This is a genomic window from Macrococcus hajekii (assembly GCF_004359505.1).
GTDB lineage: Bacteria > Bacillota > Bacilli > Staphylococcales > Staphylococcaceae > Macrococcus > Macrococcus hajekii.
The window spans coordinates 522,130-540,249 of record NZ_SCWE01000001.1 but is presented as its reverse complement, the minus strand read 5'-3'; the positions used below and the strand labels follow the sequence as shown (position 1 = coordinate 540,249).

The 18,120-nt window shown below is 39.0% G+C and carries 18 protein-coding genes; 10 read left to right on the top strand and 8 right to left on the bottom strand.

The genetic code is table 11. The features are described from left to right. Positions 1–19: 19 nt before the first annotated feature. The 3 genes from ERX37_RS02985 to ERX37_RS02975 all read left to right on the top strand — a co-directional run bounded on the left by ERX37_RS02985 (position 20) and on the right by ERX37_RS02975 (position 2,894). Positions 20–400 (top strand): sporulation protein, encoded by a 381-nt coding sequence (locus ERX37_RS02985; protein ID WP_133429151.1) that lies wholly within the window; start codon positions 20–22, stop codon positions 398–400. 122 nt (positions 401–522) lie between these two features. Further along, positions 523–1,785 (top strand): Y-family DNA polymerase, encoded by a 1,263-nt coding sequence (locus tag ERX37_RS02980; RefSeq protein ID WP_133429150.1) that lies wholly within the window; start codon positions 523–525, stop codon positions 1,783–1,785. Between the two features lie 65 nt (positions 1,786–1,850). Then, positions 1,851–2,894 (top strand): M42 family metallopeptidase, encoded by a 1,044-nt coding sequence (locus tag ERX37_RS02975; protein WP_133429149.1) that lies wholly within the window; start codon positions 1,851–1,853, stop codon positions 2,892–2,894. A 47-nt stretch (positions 2,895–2,941) separates the two neighbouring features. Here the strand turns inward: ERX37_RS02975 and ERX37_RS02970 are convergent, their stop codons facing one another. Both ERX37_RS02970 and ERX37_RS02965 read right to left on the bottom strand, forming a co-directional pair. Continuing rightward, positions 2,942–3,307 (bottom strand): hypothetical protein, encoded by a 366-nt coding sequence (locus ERX37_RS02970; RefSeq protein WP_133429148.1) that lies wholly within the window; start codon positions 3,305–3,307, stop codon positions 2,942–2,944. Continuing rightward, the gene (locus tag ERX37_RS02965) at positions 3,304–3,975 is read right to left on the bottom strand and encodes a sigma-70 RNA polymerase sigma factor region 4 domain-containing protein (protein ID WP_133429147.1); all 672 of its coding nucleotides are present in this window, start codon (positions 3,973–3,975) and stop codon (positions 3,304–3,306) included. The genes ERX37_RS02970 and ERX37_RS02965 overlap by 4 nt, the downstream gene beginning before the upstream one ends. Positions 3,976–4,100: 125 nt before the next feature. On the opposite strand from ERX37_RS02965, the gene ERX37_RS02960 reads away from it, so the two are divergent. After that, positions 4,101–5,327 carry an aminoacyltransferase gene (locus tag ERX37_RS02960; RefSeq protein ID WP_133429146.1) on the top strand — a complete coding sequence of 409 codons (1,227 nt, stop codon included), beginning with the start codon at positions 4,101–4,103 and terminating at the stop codon, positions 5,325–5,327. Between the two features lie 13 nt (positions 5,328–5,340). Next, positions 5,341–6,615, top strand: a complete 1,275-nt coding sequence (locus ERX37_RS02955) for an aminoacyltransferase (RefSeq protein ID WP_133429145.1) — start codon at positions 5,341–5,343, stop codon at positions 6,613–6,615. A gap of 207 nt (positions 6,616–6,822) precedes the next feature. Here the strand turns inward: ERX37_RS02955 and ERX37_RS02950 are convergent, their stop codons facing one another. Both ERX37_RS02950 and ERX37_RS02945 read right to left on the bottom strand, forming a co-directional pair. Continuing rightward, positions 6,823–8,427, bottom strand: coding sequence for a choice-of-anchor I family protein (locus ERX37_RS02950; RefSeq protein WP_133429144.1), 1,605 nt, complete (start codon positions 8,425–8,427; stop codon positions 6,823–6,825). Between the two features lie 103 nt (positions 8,428–8,530). Then, positions 8,531–8,896 (bottom strand): hypothetical protein, encoded by a 366-nt coding sequence (locus ERX37_RS02945; RefSeq protein WP_188352348.1) that lies wholly within the window; start codon positions 8,894–8,896, stop codon positions 8,531–8,533. 160 nt (positions 8,897–9,056) lie between these two features. On the opposite strand from ERX37_RS02945, the gene pepF reads away from it, so the two are divergent. Then, complete coding sequence (pepF, locus tag ERX37_RS02940; RefSeq protein WP_133429143.1) at positions 9,057–10,862, top strand: oligoendopeptidase F; 1,806 nt, start codon at positions 9,057–9,059, stop codon at positions 10,860–10,862. Between the two features lie 140 nt (positions 10,863–11,002). Here pepF and ERX37_RS02935 read toward each other — a convergent pair whose 3' ends face one another. Next, positions 11,003–11,872 (bottom strand): CvfB family protein, encoded by an 870-nt coding sequence (locus tag ERX37_RS02935; protein WP_133429662.1) that lies wholly within the window; start codon positions 11,870–11,872, stop codon positions 11,003–11,005. 122 nt (positions 11,873–11,994) lie between these two features. Here ERX37_RS02935 and ERX37_RS02930 point away from each other — a divergent pair, with 122 nt between their 5' ends. Beyond that, positions 11,995–13,596 (top strand): ABC-F family ATP-binding cassette domain-containing protein, encoded by a 1,602-nt coding sequence (locus ERX37_RS02930; protein WP_133429142.1) that lies wholly within the window; start codon positions 11,995–11,997, stop codon positions 13,594–13,596. Positions 13,597–13,784: 188 nt separating this feature from the next. On the opposite strand, the gene cspA is transcribed toward ERX37_RS02930, so the two are convergent. Both cspA and ERX37_RS02920 read right to left on the bottom strand, forming a co-directional pair. After that, complete coding sequence (cspA, locus tag ERX37_RS02925) at positions 13,785–13,985, bottom strand: cold shock protein CspA (RefSeq protein WP_133429141.1); 201 nt, start codon at positions 13,983–13,985, stop codon at positions 13,785–13,787. Between the two features lie 172 nt (positions 13,986–14,157). Next, positions 14,158–14,451: a DUF1033 family protein gene (locus ERX37_RS02920; protein ID WP_133429140.1), complete on the bottom strand. Its 294-nt coding sequence runs from the start codon at positions 14,449–14,451 to the stop codon at positions 14,158–14,160. 146 nt (positions 14,452–14,597) lie between these two features. Between ERX37_RS02920 and ERX37_RS02915 the strand changes: the two genes are divergently transcribed. The 3 genes from ERX37_RS02915 to ERX37_RS02905 are packed head-to-tail and all read left to right on the top strand — an operon-like array spanning position 14,598 to position 16,725. Continuing rightward, positions 14,598–14,864: an acylphosphatase gene (locus ERX37_RS02915; protein WP_133429139.1), complete on the top strand. Its 267-nt coding sequence runs from the start codon at positions 14,598–14,600 to the stop codon at positions 14,862–14,864. A 26-nt stretch (positions 14,865–14,890) separates the two neighbouring features. Then, positions 14,891–15,583 carry a 5-bromo-4-chloroindolyl phosphate hydrolysis family protein gene (locus ERX37_RS02910; RefSeq protein WP_165981955.1) on the top strand — a complete coding sequence of 231 codons (693 nt, stop codon included), beginning with the start codon at positions 14,891–14,893 and terminating at the stop codon, positions 15,581–15,583. Between the two features lie 2 nt (positions 15,584–15,585). Then, entirely contained in the window at positions 15,586–16,725 is a 1,140-nt protein-coding gene (locus ERX37_RS02905) for a toxic anion resistance protein (protein WP_188352347.1), read from the top strand. Between the two features lie 14 nt (positions 16,726–16,739). Here the strand turns inward: ERX37_RS02905 and brnQ are convergent, their stop codons facing one another. Continuing rightward, positions 16,740–18,077, bottom strand: coding sequence for a branched-chain amino acid transport system II carrier protein (gene brnQ / locus ERX37_RS02900; protein ID WP_133429136.1), 1,338 nt, complete (start codon positions 18,075–18,077; stop codon positions 16,740–16,742). Positions 18,078–18,120: the final 43 nt, after the last annotated feature.

Below are 18,120 nucleotides of genomic sequence, written 5' to 3'. Positions count from 1 at the left end.
TTAAAAACAGAGGTGACTTATGTTTAAAAATCTATTATCATCTATCGGTTTTGATGATGTAGCAGTCGATACGAGAATCAACCAGCAGACTTATCATCCTGATGATACGATTGAAGGTCTGATTGAACTAAAAGGAAACGTCAATCATATAGAGTATATCGAAGTTCAGTTGATTGAGCGGACTGAAAATCAAGATGATACAAGTGACTTTTCAACCTTTGATACTGTACTTAATAAAGTCCATCTTACCCCTGAGACAGGACAGGATATTCATTTCCAGCTGGATGAGAAGAGAGATATCCAATCTATTGATAATCAATTTTTTATAATGACTCACGTCTCTATCTCTAATTCGATTGATGCCTATGATGAAGACGAGATATTTTTCAGCCAGTCTTAAGACACGTCTAACAAACGTGTCTTTTTATTTTGTTTTTTATAAAAAGAACATATGTTCTTTTTAATTGAAATAGAACATATGTTCGTATATGATAAAGGTATCAAATGAAAAGGGTGAGCAGGATGTATGATTACCACTTATGCAAAGAGAGAGACGTCTTATGTATTGACCAGAAAAGTTTCTTCGCAAGTGTTGCCTGTCTGATGAAAGGGCTCGACCCAGAAAAAGTTAAGCTAGCCGTTGTAGCAGATACGAAGCGGCAAGGTTCTGTCGTACTCGCAGCGACACCTCCACTTAAGGCGCTCGGTATTAAGACAGGTTCAAGACTATTTGAAATCCCGCATCATTCAGATATCTATATCATCAATCCTTCTATGAAAACCTATCTCAAATATGCCAGCCTGATCAGTGCCATTGCACTGCAGTATGTTGCCCCTGAGGACTATCATCAATACAGCGTAGATGAATTTTTTATGGATGTGACGAACAGCTATCACCTTTTCGCAGAATCACCTTACGCGCTGGCACAGAAGGTCAAGGATGAAATATATCATCAGACCCGTATACCCTGTACGGTTGGTGTAGGTTCAAATGTGCTGATCAGTAAACTAGCTCTGGATTTCGAGGCTAAAAGAAACGAGTCAGGCATTGCAGAATGGCGGTACCATGATGTGCCTGAAAAGATATGGACGATAGAACCGCTTCGAAATTTCTGGGGCATCAATCAGCGCATGGAAAAACGTCTGAATAAAAAAGGGATTTTCACTATTGGTCAACTCGCTCACTATCCACCCCATTACTTAAAAAAAGAACTCGGCATTGTAGGACTCGATCTTCATCTGCATGCAAATGGAATAGATTCATCTGTTATCCGTGAGAAACATCGTATCTACAGGCCTTCTATATGTAAAAGCCAGATACTGATGCGAGATTATCACTTTGACGAGCTAAAAGTAGTCGTCATGGAACAAGTAGAAGAGGTGACCTTCAGACTAAGGGCAGAAAATAAAATAACTCGTACTGTCACATTCAATGTAGGCTACCATGATGAAGGAAACGTCAGCAAGAGCTACACGCTGCAGGAAGGAACTAACCTCGCACAGGATATCTTCCAGATTGTCTGGGGCTTTATGATACAGCTCTGCGATCAGAAACGTCAGTACCGGACTGTCGCCATCACATTATCTAACCTTCTCCCTGATGAAGACCGACAGATTACACTGTTTACAGATGAGTTCGCACGACAGAAAGCAGAGAACCTTCATCGTACGATAGACAGCATTAAGAAACGTTACGGCATGACAAGTGTCCTGAGAGCAGAATCGTATACATCAGCAGGAACTGCGATCGGACGTAAGGAACTCGTTGCAGGGCATAAAGGCTAGTTGCCAGTTTCTGAAAAATCAGATAAAATTAACGGGTTAGCATTTCTATGAAAGAAGGGGACCGAATGAACTATCCGGATGTAGCAAAAACGATTAAACAGATTGAGAACCTGGTCAATATACCAGGACCATCAGGTTATGCCTACGAGGCGATCCAATACTGTCAGGACTATTTGAAGTCACATGGCATCGACAGTAATCTCACACGTAAAGGCGGCCTGAATGTCACTGTAGAAGGAGAAGACACGTCACAGCACCGCTTCATCACTGCACACGTGGATACACTGGGTGCAATGGTTAAAGAAATACTGCCGAGCGGTCGTCTTACCATGTCTAAAATCGGTGGTTTCAGCTGGAATGCAACTGAAGGGGAATACTGTAAGATTCATAGCGCTGATAAAACATTCACAGGTACTATCTGTCTGCACGAAACAAGCGTACATGTCTACAGAGGTAACGATGATATTAAGCGTGATAACGAACATATGGAAGTCAGAATTGACGAGTTTACAACGACTCAGGAAGAAACTGAAGCGCTTGGGATCAGTGTCGGCGATTTCATCTCCTTTGAGCCAAGATTCGAACATACTGAGAGTGGATTTGTAAAATCGCGTCATTTAGATGACAAAGTCAGTGCGGCTATTATGCTGGAGCTGCTTGTACATCTTAAGGAAGAAAATATCAAACTACCGTATACGACTCACTTCTTCTTCTCTAACAATGAGGAGATCGGCTATGGCGGCAATTCCAATATCCCCACTGAAGTAGTGGAATACATCGCGGTTGATATGGGTGCATTAGGTGATGGTCAGCAATCTGATGAATATACTGTCTCTATCTGTGCTAAAGACGCTTCAGGTCCGTATCATTATCATCTGCGTCAGCACCTTGTTGCCTTATGTAAAGATCACAGCATTGATTATAAGGTAGATATCTATCCGTACTATATGTCTGATGCGAGCGCAGCCATCTCAGCTGGAAATGACATCAGACATGGTCTATTCGGTGCTGGAATTGAATCTTCCCATGCGATGGAGAGAACACATCATCGTTCGATTGAGGCAACAGAAACATTGCTATACCATTATGTACAGAGTCCACTTATCTAATAGATAATAAAGAAGCGGTTAATCCATAATGATTAACCGCTTCTTTATTATCTGAAATCTATAGAGGCGAGCAGACCGATTAACATACCGACAGTCATAGATAGCATCGTACCGAGCAGAATATACTCAGACTGCTTATCAATTTTTTCAGGCTGATGCTGCACCGGATCCTGTTTGACATCATTGAATCTCAGGATGGATTTACTTGCTATCACAAGGCCGATTGCGGTATATTCCTTTAGTATGATAAATACAATGATCAGAAAACGTTCCAGATAACCGATAACAAGACCCACGTTATCCGTCTGAGGAAGTTTGGTTGTACTCATTGACGACAGGAATGCACGGATAAAAGGTCCACTGAAGATGTAGAGGACGAGACATAGAAAATAAAGAGTCAGATTCATGATCATCGTTTGAATGTCTCCTTTAATGTTGCACGGATATGTGTTCTCATCTCTTCGTTGACGGCGTCACCTGTGAAATGCATCAGCTCTTGTTCAATCAGCTCCAGCTGTTTACTACGCGCTTTCTTTAAATGTGTGGAAACTGTAGAGACACTTTTATCCATATATAGCGCCAGTTCCTTCTGGACTGGGATGGAGAGGTTACAGAGTAATACTTCCCGCTGAATATCAGTATGCTGCTGCAGGATATCTGTGAGATAATAGAACAGTACATGATTGATTAACGAAGCATCCTGTGCGGCCAGACAGAGATCTGTCTGTTCATTGGTCTTTATACTGTCGAGTGCCAGACGTGCCTGTTTAATAATAGGGGCATTCCAATGTTCAAAGTCTTCGTCAGGAAGCGGACTGTCACCGATTGCCATACCGAACTTCAGAGTCTGACTTTTTAATGGCCATGATAATTTGATATAATAAGCAAGTATCAGCATGCTGCCGGGAGAATCTGTGACAAAGAACAGTTCATCTCCCATGCGGAAGTTAACATAGCTTCTATTAAGAGGTACTGTCCATTCAATAATGGCCTGCTCTAACTGATAAAGCTTATGGCTAATTTCCTCTGCGTTATTATGAGAGGTACTGCCTGAGACGTCCATGATGAATAACCCGATCATTTTATCACTCCGTTCGTTTATATAAGCGAATTTCTCAAAATTCTTTTATATAAACGAATTATAGCATAAAATAATGTAGATTATAATGAAGGCAAAATGCTTAATTTGCCGAAAAGGAGCACATAATGAAATTTATTACACTGACAAAAGAACAATTCGGTCAATTTTGTGACCAGACAGCAGGAAGCCACTTCACACAGATGGCTGTAAACTACGACGTTAAAAAAGCGGAAGGGGCAGAGGTTCACCTTGTAGGTGTTGAAGAGAATGGTGAGATTATTGCTGCCTGTCTTTTAACAGCAGTGCCGACTATCAAATTATTCAAATATTTCTATACAAACCGTGGTCCGGTGATGGATTATGAGAATAAGACATTAGTCGATTTCTTTTTTACAGAACTTAAGAAGTATCTTAAGCGTCATAAAGCACTATTTGTTCGTGTTGACCCTTATGTACCTTATCAGAAGCGGGATCATAGCGGCAATGTTCTTCACAAGTATGCAACTGCTTCAGTCATAGATGAACTCGAATCACTAGGATATGAACATCAAGGCTATACAACCGGTATGAAGACGAACTATCAGATTCGCTGGCACTCAGTCCTTGACTTAACAGATAAAGACTCGAAATCTGTATTGAAAGACATGGATAGCCTCCGTAAACGTAATATCAAGAAAGTGATTAAAAACGGTATTAAAGTACGTTATCTGACAGAAGACGAAATGCCGATATTCAGACAGTTCATGGCAGATACAAGCTCGAAAAAAGAGTTCCAGGATAGAAATGATGATTTTTATCGTCTGAGACTTCGTCATTTTGGAGACCGGGCGCTGATGCCGCTTGCTTATATTGATTTTACTGAATATATTCCACAGCTCGAAGACGAAAAGACAGCAGTGGAACGTAGTCTATCCAATGAAAATACACAGAAAAACGAGAAAAAGAAAGCCGATCTGGAAAAACAGCTTGCAGCTATTGAAGAACGCTTGAAGGAAGCTCATACGCTTCATAAAGAACACGGCGACACGTTACCTATCGCTTCAGCCTTCTATTTAATCAATCCTTATGAAGTAGTGTATCTCGCTGGTGGCACGTCTAATGAGTTTAGACACTTTGCAGGTTCATACGCTATTCAGTGGCAGATGATCAACTATGCACTTAATCATGGTATCAATCGTTACAATTTCTATGGTATCAGTGGAGACTTCAGTGAGGACGCAGAAGATGCAGGCGTTATCAAATTCAAAAAAGGCTTCAATGCAGATGTAATGGAATATATCGGGGACTTCGTACTACCGATTAATAAACCGGTCTATAAAGCTTACCAGGCTATGAAAAAAATCAAGGGGTAGAAGGGGGAGCGTCATGCAGTTCGCAGAGTTAACCGCAAAAGAATACAGAGAATTTATGAACAGCACGCCTTATATGAGCCATTACTTTCAGATGGCAGAGAATATTGATAACAGAGAAGAAGAAAAGAGTCCTGTCGTTCTATTAGGCGTCAAAGAGAATGGTAAAGTCATTGCAGCAAGTCTATTCTCCAAAATTCCGACTTTTGGCAGCTATATGTATTACTCTAACCGTGGACCTGTACTGAATATCAATAATCAGGCGCTCATCCGCTTCTATTTTGAGTCCCTGGATAAGTACCTGAAGAAACATCAATGCTTAACAGTTAAAATCGATCCATACTGGATTTATCGTACGTATGATAAAGATGTTAATGCTAAAACTGAAGGCAATGACGAACTGATTGAGCTTATTCAGTCATTAGGCTATACACATGGCGGCTTCACGCGAGGCTACAGCCATACACAGGTGCGCTGGATGAGTGTATTATATCTTGATGCTGAAACCCCTCAGAGCATCATGAAGCAGTTTGACAGCCAGCGTAAACGTAATATCAAGAAAGCTCAGAAATATGGCGTTAAAATCCGTCTTTTAGCTGAGGATGAGATTGATCTATTCCTTGATCTGTATCGCGAAACAGAAGAACGAACAGGTATGATTGCCCGTGACGATGAATACTTTCGTCGTTTTAAACGTCATTACGGTGATAAAGCCATTATGCCGCTTGCATACATTGATCTCGATGAACATATCTCTGATTTATCAGCTGAACAGCTCGATCTGGAAACAAAGCATGATCAACTGATGCTGGCAGACAACAAGTCGGAAAAACAGCTTAAAAAGCTGTCTGATTTAGATGACCAGCTCAAGAAGATACAGCAAAATATCCTGGATATGAATGAACTTAAAAAAACAGATGGTTCGATACTAAATTTAGCATCAGGCATGTTCTTTGAAAATAATTTTGAAATCAATTATTTCTCAGGTGGTTCAAGTCATAAATACAGTCAGTTTATGGGTCCATATGCTATGCATTGGTATATGATTAATTATTGTTTTGAACATCAGTTTGATCGTTATAATTTTTACGGTGTATCTGGTGATTTCACTGAAAATGGCGAAGATTATGGTGTATATCGATTTAAACGTGGATTTAATGCACAGATTGAAGAACTTGTCGGTGACTTCACAAAAACAATCAATAAACCTAAGGAAACATTACATCAGGCAGTCACTAAGGCTGGCGTCGGCGCACGTAAAATTAAAAGTCTCATTAATAGAAAAAAATAAGTAACACAAGAACAACCGCCATTATGAATAAATGGCGGTTGTTCTTGTGTATTAACAAGGAACGGCTATATTTTTCATTTTTTTAGTTTACATAATATATATTATAGGAAGTTGTGTATTGGACAAATAGAATTTAGCTATAAACCCTCTTCTATAGTAAATATAGAAAAACTTCTTACGATATGACGTAAGAAGTTTTGAACACTATTATTTACTGCTGTTTAATTCGTATACTGCAATGGTACCTGACATCTCGTGACTTGCTAACAGTAATGGTTTTTTCGTTGGTGAATCCTGTTTTGGAATAAACGTTAAACCTTCTGGTGAAATATCCTTGTTATCGGCTGATTTGAAATAAGTCTCGAATACAGGTTTTGTCGGATTGTCTATATTATAAACCATAATGCCGCCTGTACGTTCTAAACCAATAAATGCATACTGATGACGACCAACTTTACCAACCGTTACTGATTCCGGTTCAGGACCTTTATCATCACTGCGATTATCAAATTCAACTTTCTCGGGTTCTTCCTGCTGACTATTAAATGCATCCGGAAATGCTTGAGCTGTGATTCTCTCGAAATCATTGCCACTGTCAAATACGCGTTTCATCGTATCCGCTTCAATCACCGAGAATGAACGTCCTCCAAATGTAACGACAGCATCGTAAGACCCATCAGCATTGATAAATGGATTGCTCGTTGATGTCTTTAATCGACCTAAAGACTTCTTATCTTTCAAAATAGATGTATCATACCCCTTAAAATAGCCACTAGACGTATTGAAGTGATCTGCGATGTCTGCTACACGCGTTTCTTCTGAGAAACCTTTATAGTCCTGTGTATCTCCTTCATTAGCTGTAAGGATATATGTCTTACCTTTATAGTCGATATGACTGATGCCATCAGGCTGATACATGCCGAATAATGGATAGTTCTGCATATTGATTTTACCGTCTTTATCAGAGACATCAATAGTTGTTTTGCCATAATCCTTGTAACCTAATCCAGTGACTGATATAAACCTCTTCACCTTGATATCATATTTTGCAATTGCATTACGTTCCTGAATAGACACATAAGCATAGCGATTATTTTTATCAATAGTAATATATTCAGGTTCTATATTGAGAAAGCTTTCTTCATCATTACGACCGAGGTTACGTACATCTCCTCCTATCATCTGACGATTAAAATAAGTAGTTGTGACATCTTTCTGAGTGATGCGTCCATTAGGATTTGCTGCTATGACAGAAACCGAGCCTTCAGGGTTAACAGTATAAGGATCATTGGGTTCTCCTTCATTAGCTACAAGAAGGTTTCTGCCATCACCTGTAAAAGTTACCATGTCCGGCAGTGCCCCTACTTCAACCTGACTCAAAAACTGGCCTTCCATCGTTAGAAATACGATATGACCGTTATCAGTTTTATTTGCTGCTGGCACGCTGACAGCAATATATTTATGCTGTGGATGTATGGCAATGCTGGTAATATCTGATCCCTCCACATTGAAGTCACTGAGCTGAATCCGCTTATATAAAGGGAAAGCTCCGGATTTAAGCTGCGAGGCATCCAGAATATCAATCGCATTTAAGGCACCGTTAATAGAGTATGCACGCTTATAGTGCGTATCATACATCACAATCTCTGTCCCACTTTCGCCAAAGGTTGTTTGAGAGTCGTAACGTGCCAATTGATTCACAGATAGATGACTATCACTATTTGTAGACAGTACGGATGCTGCATCTGCATAAGGTGCAGTAAACATCGCTGCAAGCGCACCTGTAGCCATAACTTTTGCTAATTTATTCATGATTATCCCCCTAGAGTCTGTTTATTACAGTGTAAAGAGACGATGTAAATATTGAATGACTATAGCGTAAATTTTACGTAAAAAAAAGACATGCAAGCATGTCTTAAAGTGTGTGGTCTTTTTCTTTACGATTGTATTTATTCTCAAAGTCTTCACGGTGAAGTTGTGCTTCACGTCTTATTTTCTTCTGTTTGCGACGATCGCGCATCAAATACCAGAACAGGATACTGAGAATGAGCGAGATGACTGTCAGGAATGTTGCATAGCCAAGAAGCGGCTGATACTTAATATCAAAGAAGTTCGGTAGAATGAATGCTGCAATACCAAGAAAGACAAATGTCAGTACAGGTGCCAGTATAAAATGACGAGTTAATAAACCGAAAATGATAGAAAGTAGCAACATGCCGACAATCGAGATTAAAAGAAAGCTAGGAATCTCTGTGTAACTTATATCAGCTAACGTAAACATTAAAACACCTCCTTAATACTATTCTACCCGTTCCTATACCCCTAATTAAATCTTTCAGACAAATAAACATAAACTGACTTAATAAAATAGTAATAATAGTCAGATAACTTTTTGTGTGGCTTCAAGTCCAGTGATATAATAGGACTAATCATGAAGGGAGATGGATAAAGTGTCAAAATTGAGAAGTGAAGTTAATATTGAGGAAACGTGGGATTTAAGCCCCCTATTTAAAAATAATGAGACGTTCTACCAGTTCCTTGATCAAACACTCCAAGAAGTAAAAGCATTTAATCAGCAATATAAAGCTACATTAGTTGACTCTAAAACTGTAGAAGCTATGCTTGACGACTATGCGCGTCTCGCAGAAGCAATCAATCGTCTCGGTAACTATGCTAACTTAATACTCAGTGTTGACCAGACAGATGCTGAATCTCAGAAATTATATGGTAAATTCGGCTCTATTTATGGTGAAATCGCGAGTGAACTATCATTCATTGATTCAGAGCTTCTTGCACTGGATGCAGATAAACTTGAAGATATCAAAAATAATTCTCAGAAATACAGACGCTACCTAGAAAAGCTCGTGATGAGAAAACCGCATCAGCTTCATCCGGAGGTTGAAAAAGCCCTTGCTGCTTTCTCCTCTACATTTAATGCACCTTATGGTTTATATGATACGACTAAAATGCTGGATATCGATTTTGGTACATTTGAAGCCCATGGCAAAGAAATTCCGATGAGCTATGTCTCATTCGAAGGAGAACTTGAAGTAGATGCAGATACAGAAATACGTCGAAATGCATTCAGAAAGTTCTCTGATACACTCAGAAAATATGAGAATACGACGGCTAAAACATATGATATGGCTGTACAGCAGGAGAAAATGGAATCTAAGCTGCGTGGCTATGACTCTGTTATTGATTTCCTGCTTGAACGTCAGGAAGTTTCACGTGAATTATACAACCGCCAGATCGATCTGATTACGACGGAACTCGCACCTCATATGCGTCGTTATGCGAAGCTGCTGCAGAAAACAAATCATTTGGATACTATGAGATTTGAGGATCTTAAGATCTCTTTAGATGAGTCTTATGAGCCTGATATTACAGTGGCTGAGTCACAGGATTATATTAATAAAGCTTTATCCGTTATGGGTGAAGACTATATGAAACTGGTAGATGACGCCTACAGTAAAAGATATATCGACTTTGTACAGAATAAGGGCAAATCAACAGGTGCATTTTGTGCGAGTCCCTACTCCACTAACCCATTTATCTTAATTTCATGGACAAGTAAAATGACAGAAGTATTTGTTCTTGCACATGAACTTGGACATGCAGGGCACTTTGATCTTGCTAATAGTCACCAGAATATCTTTGATGCAGAGAGCTCTCTCTATTTTGTAGAAGCGCCAAGTACGATGAATGAGATGCTGATGGCTAACTACTTACTTAAAGAGTCAGACAATCCTAAGTTTAAGCGCTGGGTCATCGCTTCGATTATCTCAAGAACTTATTACCATAACTTTGTCACGCATCTGCTGGAAGCGGCTTATCAGCGTGAAGTATACAGACATGTAGATGCAGGTGAGAATATGACAGCACCTATGCTCAATGAGATTAAAAAGAAAGTCATCTCTGATTTCTGGGGTGATGCTGTTGAAATCACTGATGGAGCAGAATTGACATGGATGCGTCAGCCACATTACTATATGGGCCTTTATCCGTACACTTATTCTGCAGGTCTGACGATTGCTACGCTAATGTCTAAACGTATTAATGAAGAAGGACAACCTGCTGTAGATGAATGGTTAGAAGTTCTAAAAGCAGGCGGTTCAAAACCACCTGTTGAGCTGGCTAAGATGGCTGGCATCGACTTGACGAGTGATGCACCTCTTAAAGAGACGATTGCTTACATTGGTTCATTAGTTGATGAACTGGAAAAACTAACAGAGGAAATCGAATAATTTTAAAGGGACTATATCAAACGATGTAGTCCCTTTTTAACTTATTAAATAAGTGTACTTATAATTTAAATACTTATCAATTAGACATTTTGTTTAGTATACAAAAAGAATCCCCCACTTATGATAAGTGAGGGACAGTACTATATCTTTTTGATTTTATCAGTTTCAATCACAATTCTTTTTTCTTTGTAGAGCTTACCTATCGCACGTTTGAAACTGCCCTTACTCATCTTGAACACTTCTCTGATAGCTTCCGGATCTGACTTATCAGAGAACGGCAATTCTCCATTATACTCATCAAGCATTGAAAGAATCATCTCACTATCATCATCCATCCGGACATGAGCGAGCGGTAAAAATGACCCATTCAGTTCGCCGTTATCCTTATGTCCGATAATACGGACTTCCACTTTTTCACCTAATCTAGGTTCCTCGCGACGTTCACTTTCATGCACAAAGATTTTGTAGCCTTCTTTTGAAAGCAGGAATGTACCGATACGAAGCAAGCGATACGGATAGGCTTCAATGGTCGTATGAAGGACTTCTTCTGGTGCTGGCGTATAAAGTGAGGTCACAATGGTCTCAGATGCCAGACGAGCATAAATCTGGTCATTACGATCGACTCGTAACGTACAGAAAAGTTCATCCCCTGTTTCCGGCCATACTTCCTTCAGTTTAGGCAGATCTTCCCAAGGGATAATAATTTCTCTCGGCAGACCGATGTCCACTGTCACACCGTCTCTATCTTTTTTAATGACCTTTACCCAGTCATATTTATTTGTAGTAATAACGGGCATATTCTGCGTCGCAAAGAGATCTCCCGTACGTCCTGGATAGACAAAGAAACTATAATCCTCGCCGATAACCAGTTCATCGTCCTCTTCAATTTCTGATGCGTTCAGCTTGACCTCTTCACTGTTGGGTCCAAGCAGTCGATAAGTAGAGCCTTCAAGTCCTGCGACTTTTAAAAAGTCTATACTGCCTGATAATCGTTGTTCATTGCTTTCCATGTTTTCCATAAAAACTCCTTAAGTACTTTTTGTTTATTATAACATCCATATACAATAAAGTATAAGAAGCGGGTAAAAATATGATATAATTTTGAACGGAAATAAATATTAAGGAGAATGTTATGTTACAAGTATCTAATGTCAGTCTTCGTTTCGGTGATCGCAAATTATTTGAAGACGTTAATATTAAATTTACACCGGGCAACTGTTACGGTCTTATCGGTGCCAATGGTGCAGGTAAATCAACTTTCCTGAAGATTTTATCAGGAGAGCTCGATTCACAGACAGGTAATGTCTCTTTAGGTAAGGATGAACGCCTTTCAGTCCTGAAGCAGGATCACTTTGCATACGAGGATGAGCGTGTACTTGATGTTGTTCTTCGTGGTAATGAGAAACTGTGGAATGTGATGACAGAAAAAAATGAAATCTACATGAAGCCTGACTTCAGCGACGAAGATGGTATGCGTGCAGCCGAGCTTGAAGGTGATTTCGGAGAGATGGGCGGCTGGACAGCTGAGTCAGATGCTCAAGTTCTATTATCAGGTCTCGGAATCAAGGAAGAGTTTCATGATAAACAGATGTCTGAACTAGAAAACAACCAAAAAGTCAAAGTCTTACTTGCACAGGCTATTTTCGGTGAACCAGATGTCCTTTTACTCGATGAGCCTACCAATGGTCTGGATATCCCTGCTATCAACTGGCTTGAAGATTTCCTTATCAACTTTGAGAATACAGTCATCGTCGTATCCCATGACCGTCACTTCTTAAACAATGTATGTACACATATCGCCGATCTTGACTACGGTAAAATTAAAGTCTATGTCGGTAACTATGACTTCTGGTATCAATCAAGTCAGCTTGCTCAAAGCATGCTGCAGGACTCAAATAAGAAAAAAGAAGAAAAAATCAAAGAGTTACAGGACTTCGTTGCGAGATTCAGTGCGAATGCATCTAAATCAAAACAAGCCACAAGCCGTAAGAAAATGCTTGAGAAAATTGAACTGGATGATATCCAGCCTTCTTCACGTAAATACCCATTTGTTAACTTCAAACCAGAACGTGAAATCGGAAATGAATTATTATCAGTGCAAGGACTCTCAAAAACGATTGATGGTGTCAAAGTTCTTGATAATGTCTCATTCACAATGAATCCGAATGATAAAGCTGTACTTGTCGGTGATTCTGAGATTGCAAAATCTACCCTTCTTAAAATCCTTGCTGGAGAAATGGAAGCGGATGAAGGTTCATATAAATGGGGTATCACGACAACACAAAGTTTTCTACCAAAAGATAACTCTGAGTTCTTTGAAGGTAAAAATATCGATTTAGTAGAATGGTTACGTCAATATGCACCACCAGAAGAACAAACTGAGACGTTCCTACGTGGATTCCTCGGCCGCATGCTCTTCTCTGGTGAAGAAGTACGTAAAAAGGCTACTGTATTATCAGGGGGCGAGAAAGTACGCTGTATGCTCTCTAAAATGATGTTGTCATCAGCAAATGTCCTTTTACTTGATGAGCCGACAAACCACTTGGATTTAGAAAGTATCACTGCTGTCAATGATGGCTTAAAAGCATTTAAAGGCTCATTAATCTTTACATCATATGACTTTGAGTTTATCAACACAATCGCTAACCGTGTCATTGATCTGAATGTACCTGGCGGACTTTCTAAAGAAATTACTTACGAAGAATATCTGAAAGAACAAGGACTATTAAAATAGTCTGCTACCCTGCTTATGCAGGGTTTTTTTGTATGTTTGCTTAGCAACTTTCTCTTTTTACTAAGATCTTATATTTATATTGATTATAATAAGTTTACATAATATAATTATATTAATTCAAATACTAAAAATAAGATACCCCGGCAATCCGCCAGGGTATCTTATTAACGTTCATCTATAATTTAAAATTATAATTTAATAACGTTAGCTGCTTGTGGTCCGCGGTCGCCTTCAACGACTTCGAATTCCACTGCTTGGCCTTCTTCTAACGATTTGTAACCTTCTTGGTTAATTGCTGAGAAATGTACGAATACATCATTTTCTCCTTCGATTTCGATGAAGCCAAACCCTTTTTCTGCATTAAACCATTTAACTGTACCTTGTTTCATTTTGAAACCTCCAAGACTAAAATTCAATATGCAATTATTCGCATATTACAAAATAAATAAGACTTACTTACTTTGTAATATGGAATAACGCCTATTGCTTGATATTATTATAAAATAACCCAAAACGTTATGCAATACAATTTTTTGTAAAATTCAGTATTTACAAATTTACTTATTCGTAATAAATTTCTCCATCTTTAAGGGTTATCAGACTATAGAAAATCTGCATGTCCTCATCGCAATCTGCACAATACTCAATTTCACAATTATTATAAAAAGCATATATGTTGTGTTTCCCTATTAATTCATTTGTAAACTTATTTTTTAAAGCTTTCAGTTGTTGCTGATATGCTGCTGAAAAAGCCTCATAATCAGGATAACTTTCTTTATAAATAATATGATTCTGCCAGTCGTCAAATAGCCACCAGCCTTCATAATCTGCGCGAATGATGATGACATCAAACATGTTAATCCCTTCTTTCATAAGTTCTACATAATTATGAAAGTTTAATCATAATTTTTCAAGTAATTGACTTAGTAATGCGATTTATTAGGAATTTCGACATTAAATACATATAATTGAAATAAGAAAGTGCTGAAGAGGTGAATACTATGGTAACGCAACATTATAAGATTTTTGGACGTGTTCAAGGTGTAGGTTTTAGAAAAGCGACTGTCAATATCGCAAATAATTTCAAAATCACCGGCACCGTAGAGAATGTTGAAGATTACGTTGAAATATACGTATCAGGTCAAGAGGACGATGTGAAGCAGTTTATGGACCGTGTTCTTAAAGGCCCAAATATGTTCGCTAAAATTTCCTCTTACAATCATGAAGAAATCGATTACCGTGAATTTGATCAGTTCAAGCAGATCTAGTTATCTCTATAAAAGGAATGAACGCCATGAAATATAATATCTCATACTATTTAGGTGCTATATTCGCTGTACCTGTTGCTTTAATTATAGGTTTTATCAGCACCACCTACTTTGCCTTTGATCAGTGGATTGACTGGTTTGTTATGCTAGGCAGTTATATAGGTGCTTATATGCCTATACAGTGGATGACATCAAAACAGTACCTGGAGCAGGCAGGTCTATCCAGACGAGAATACAAATATGTCAGAAAGCATCTGAGCGAGGCAAGTCCTAAAATCAAGACACTCATGTCTCAATATACAAAAGTGCGAAGTATCAAAGATTTCAAGAATGTGAATGAAATTAACCGTATTGCACGTATTATTTATAAAACCGTACAGAAACAGCCGCGAAAATTCTTCAAAGTTGATAGCTTTTTCTTTTCTCACTTAGATAATACAGTCAATCTCGTTGATTATTATATGCATCTTGTAAGAATGCCTCAGAAGAATAAAGAAGAGATGAACCAGTTACACACAGCGAGAATCACGCTTGAAGAACTGAAACGTACCCTTCAGGCGGACTTAAGAGCATTAAACTCAGAAGACTTTCAAGCTTTGTCAGTAGAAGTCGACCTCGCAAAAATCAATCAACCTGCCGAGCACAAGAAGCTTGAGACGGATGAACTTGTTAAGGTACCAGTTATTAAAAAACGCCAGGAAGAAAGGATTGAAAGATAGATATGTCTAATAATGATTTAATTAATGAACTTACTGCTAACCCGTTCGCTGATACTGTTGAGGACAGAACGCCTGTCGCTCAGGAAACCGATGTTATGTCACCGGAAAAACGTGAAAAAATCAATCAGATCAAAAACCAGATTAAGCCTCTTGATAATGAAAATTTACTGATGTATGGTTCAAGCGCTCAAGCTAAACTCTCACAGTTCTCAGAACAGATTTTAGATGAAGTGCAGCGTAAGGATGTCGCGCCTATCGGTGATAATCTCGATAAGCTGATGAAAAAACTGAAAGAAATTGACCCCGATGAACTTAGTGCAACGGAGAAGTCGGCTTTCAAACGATTATTCAAAAGGGTCAGTGCATCCGTCAATGAACTGATGTCCCGTTATCAATCTGTTTCCGGACAGATCGACCGTATTTCAGTAGAACTGCAAAAATCAAAAGAAGTCCTGATGAAAGATGTAGCGCTACTCGATCGACTCTACGAAGAAAATCGTGCTTATTTCGAAGCACTTGATATGTTTATTCTGGCAGCAGAAGAGAAACGTGATGAACTGAATGCTGCCCTCCCTGCTCTGCAGCAGAAGGCAAGTATTTCGAGCGACCAGTTAGCTGTTCAGGAGCTCAACGACATGCGTCAGTATATCAATCGTCTTGACAAGCGTGTTTATGATCTTAAGCTATCAAGACAGATTACGCTGCAGTCTGCGCCACAGATCAGAATGATTCAGGATGTCAATTCAACACTTGCCGAAAAGATTCAGAGCTCTATTCTAACAAGTATACCGCTCTGGAAAAATCAGATGGCTATCGCCCTCTCACTGATGCATCAGCAAAAAGCCTCTAAAGCGCAGCAGCAGGTTACTAATACGACAAATGAACTACTTCTTAAAAATTCAGAAATGCTGAAGACTAACACTATTATGACAGCACAGGAAAACGAACGAGGCATCGTTGAAATCGAAACACTGAAAACAACACAGAACAATATCGTGGAAACTATTCGTGAGACACTGACTATTCAGGCTGAAGGTGCGAACAAACGTCGTGCTGCTGAAGCAGAACTCACTAAAATGGAACAAGAACTAAAAACTCAGTTACTTCAACTTCAGCATGAAAAAAATCAAGCGAACTATTAAGTTCGCTTGATTTTTTATTGGAATTTAATTTTTGGATGCTTCGCACCGAATATTAATCCTAGAATATAGCCCGCTACTGCAAATAAAATCCACTCCATAGACTGTGCTTTAAGGGGTAACTGCTCCATAAGTGGTAGATTCAGAAGCCCGATATCCTTGCTGGACAGTACAGAGAGAACGGCAACAATCGTCACTAACACCATTGCAATCTGATAACTCAGTCGAGGGGTCGGAATAAATCTGGATAGAATAACGAGCAGTACAAGTGTCATACCAATCGGATACAGCACCATCAGAACAGGTACCGATTTTGAGATAACTGCATTCAAGCCTTGATTAGCAAGTAAAAGGCTGAACAATGTGAAAATAATGACGTATACTTTGTATGAAATCTTAGGATAGATCTCATTAAAGTATTCACTGACTGCTACAATCAGGCCAATTGAAGTGGTCAGGCAGGCAAGAGTTACGATAACACCAATTAAAATTTTACCGAAATTACCGAATGCATCATGCGCCACATGTGTCAGCAGATATGTTCTGATATCCAGTCCATATGATTCAATATAAGCAAGCTGGTCAGCGGATAACGGATAATGATTACCTATCCATCCTAATGTCAGATAGATGAATCCCAGTGCTACCGCTGCAATAAGTGCTGCTGCAATCGTAGGTTTAAGCAGCCCTGTCTCTTTAGTGAATCCTTTATCTTTAATAGCCTTTAGAACAATGACAGAGAAAGCAATGGCAGCGATCGCATCCATCGTCAGATAGCCTTCAGTGAATCCAGTGAAGAAACTCCCTGAGCCTGACGTAAATGTCTCTGTATCCGTTGCTGTATGCGCATTACCAGAGAAGATAAAGATACTTCTAATGACCAATAGTACAATTGAGACAAGCAGAACAGGTGTCAATATTGAACCGACACGATCCACCATTTTGGATGGATTGATAGCAAGCCATAATGTAATACCAAAATAAACTAATGTAAATATAAATAAAGACAGCTGAGAAGGACCTCCTATAAAAGGAACGACTGCCATCTCATAGGAAGTGGCACCTGTACGCGGAATGGCAAATAATGGACCAATCGTCAAATAAATCGCTGTCAGAAATACGACACTGAAAATAGGATGCACATTTCTAAGTGCCGTTTTATAGCCACCTTCATCAAATGATCCTGCAATAATTGTAATAAGCGGGATTCCCACACCTGTTACAATAAATCCTATAATAGTCGGCCAGAAGTACTCACCGCTCATAAAACCTAATTTAGGTGGAAAGATTAAATTACCTGCGCCGAAGAAGATAGCAAATAACATAAATCCGACCACAATGACCTTTTTATTCATATAAAACCTCCAAATGAAATAATTACTTGAAATCATAACACTT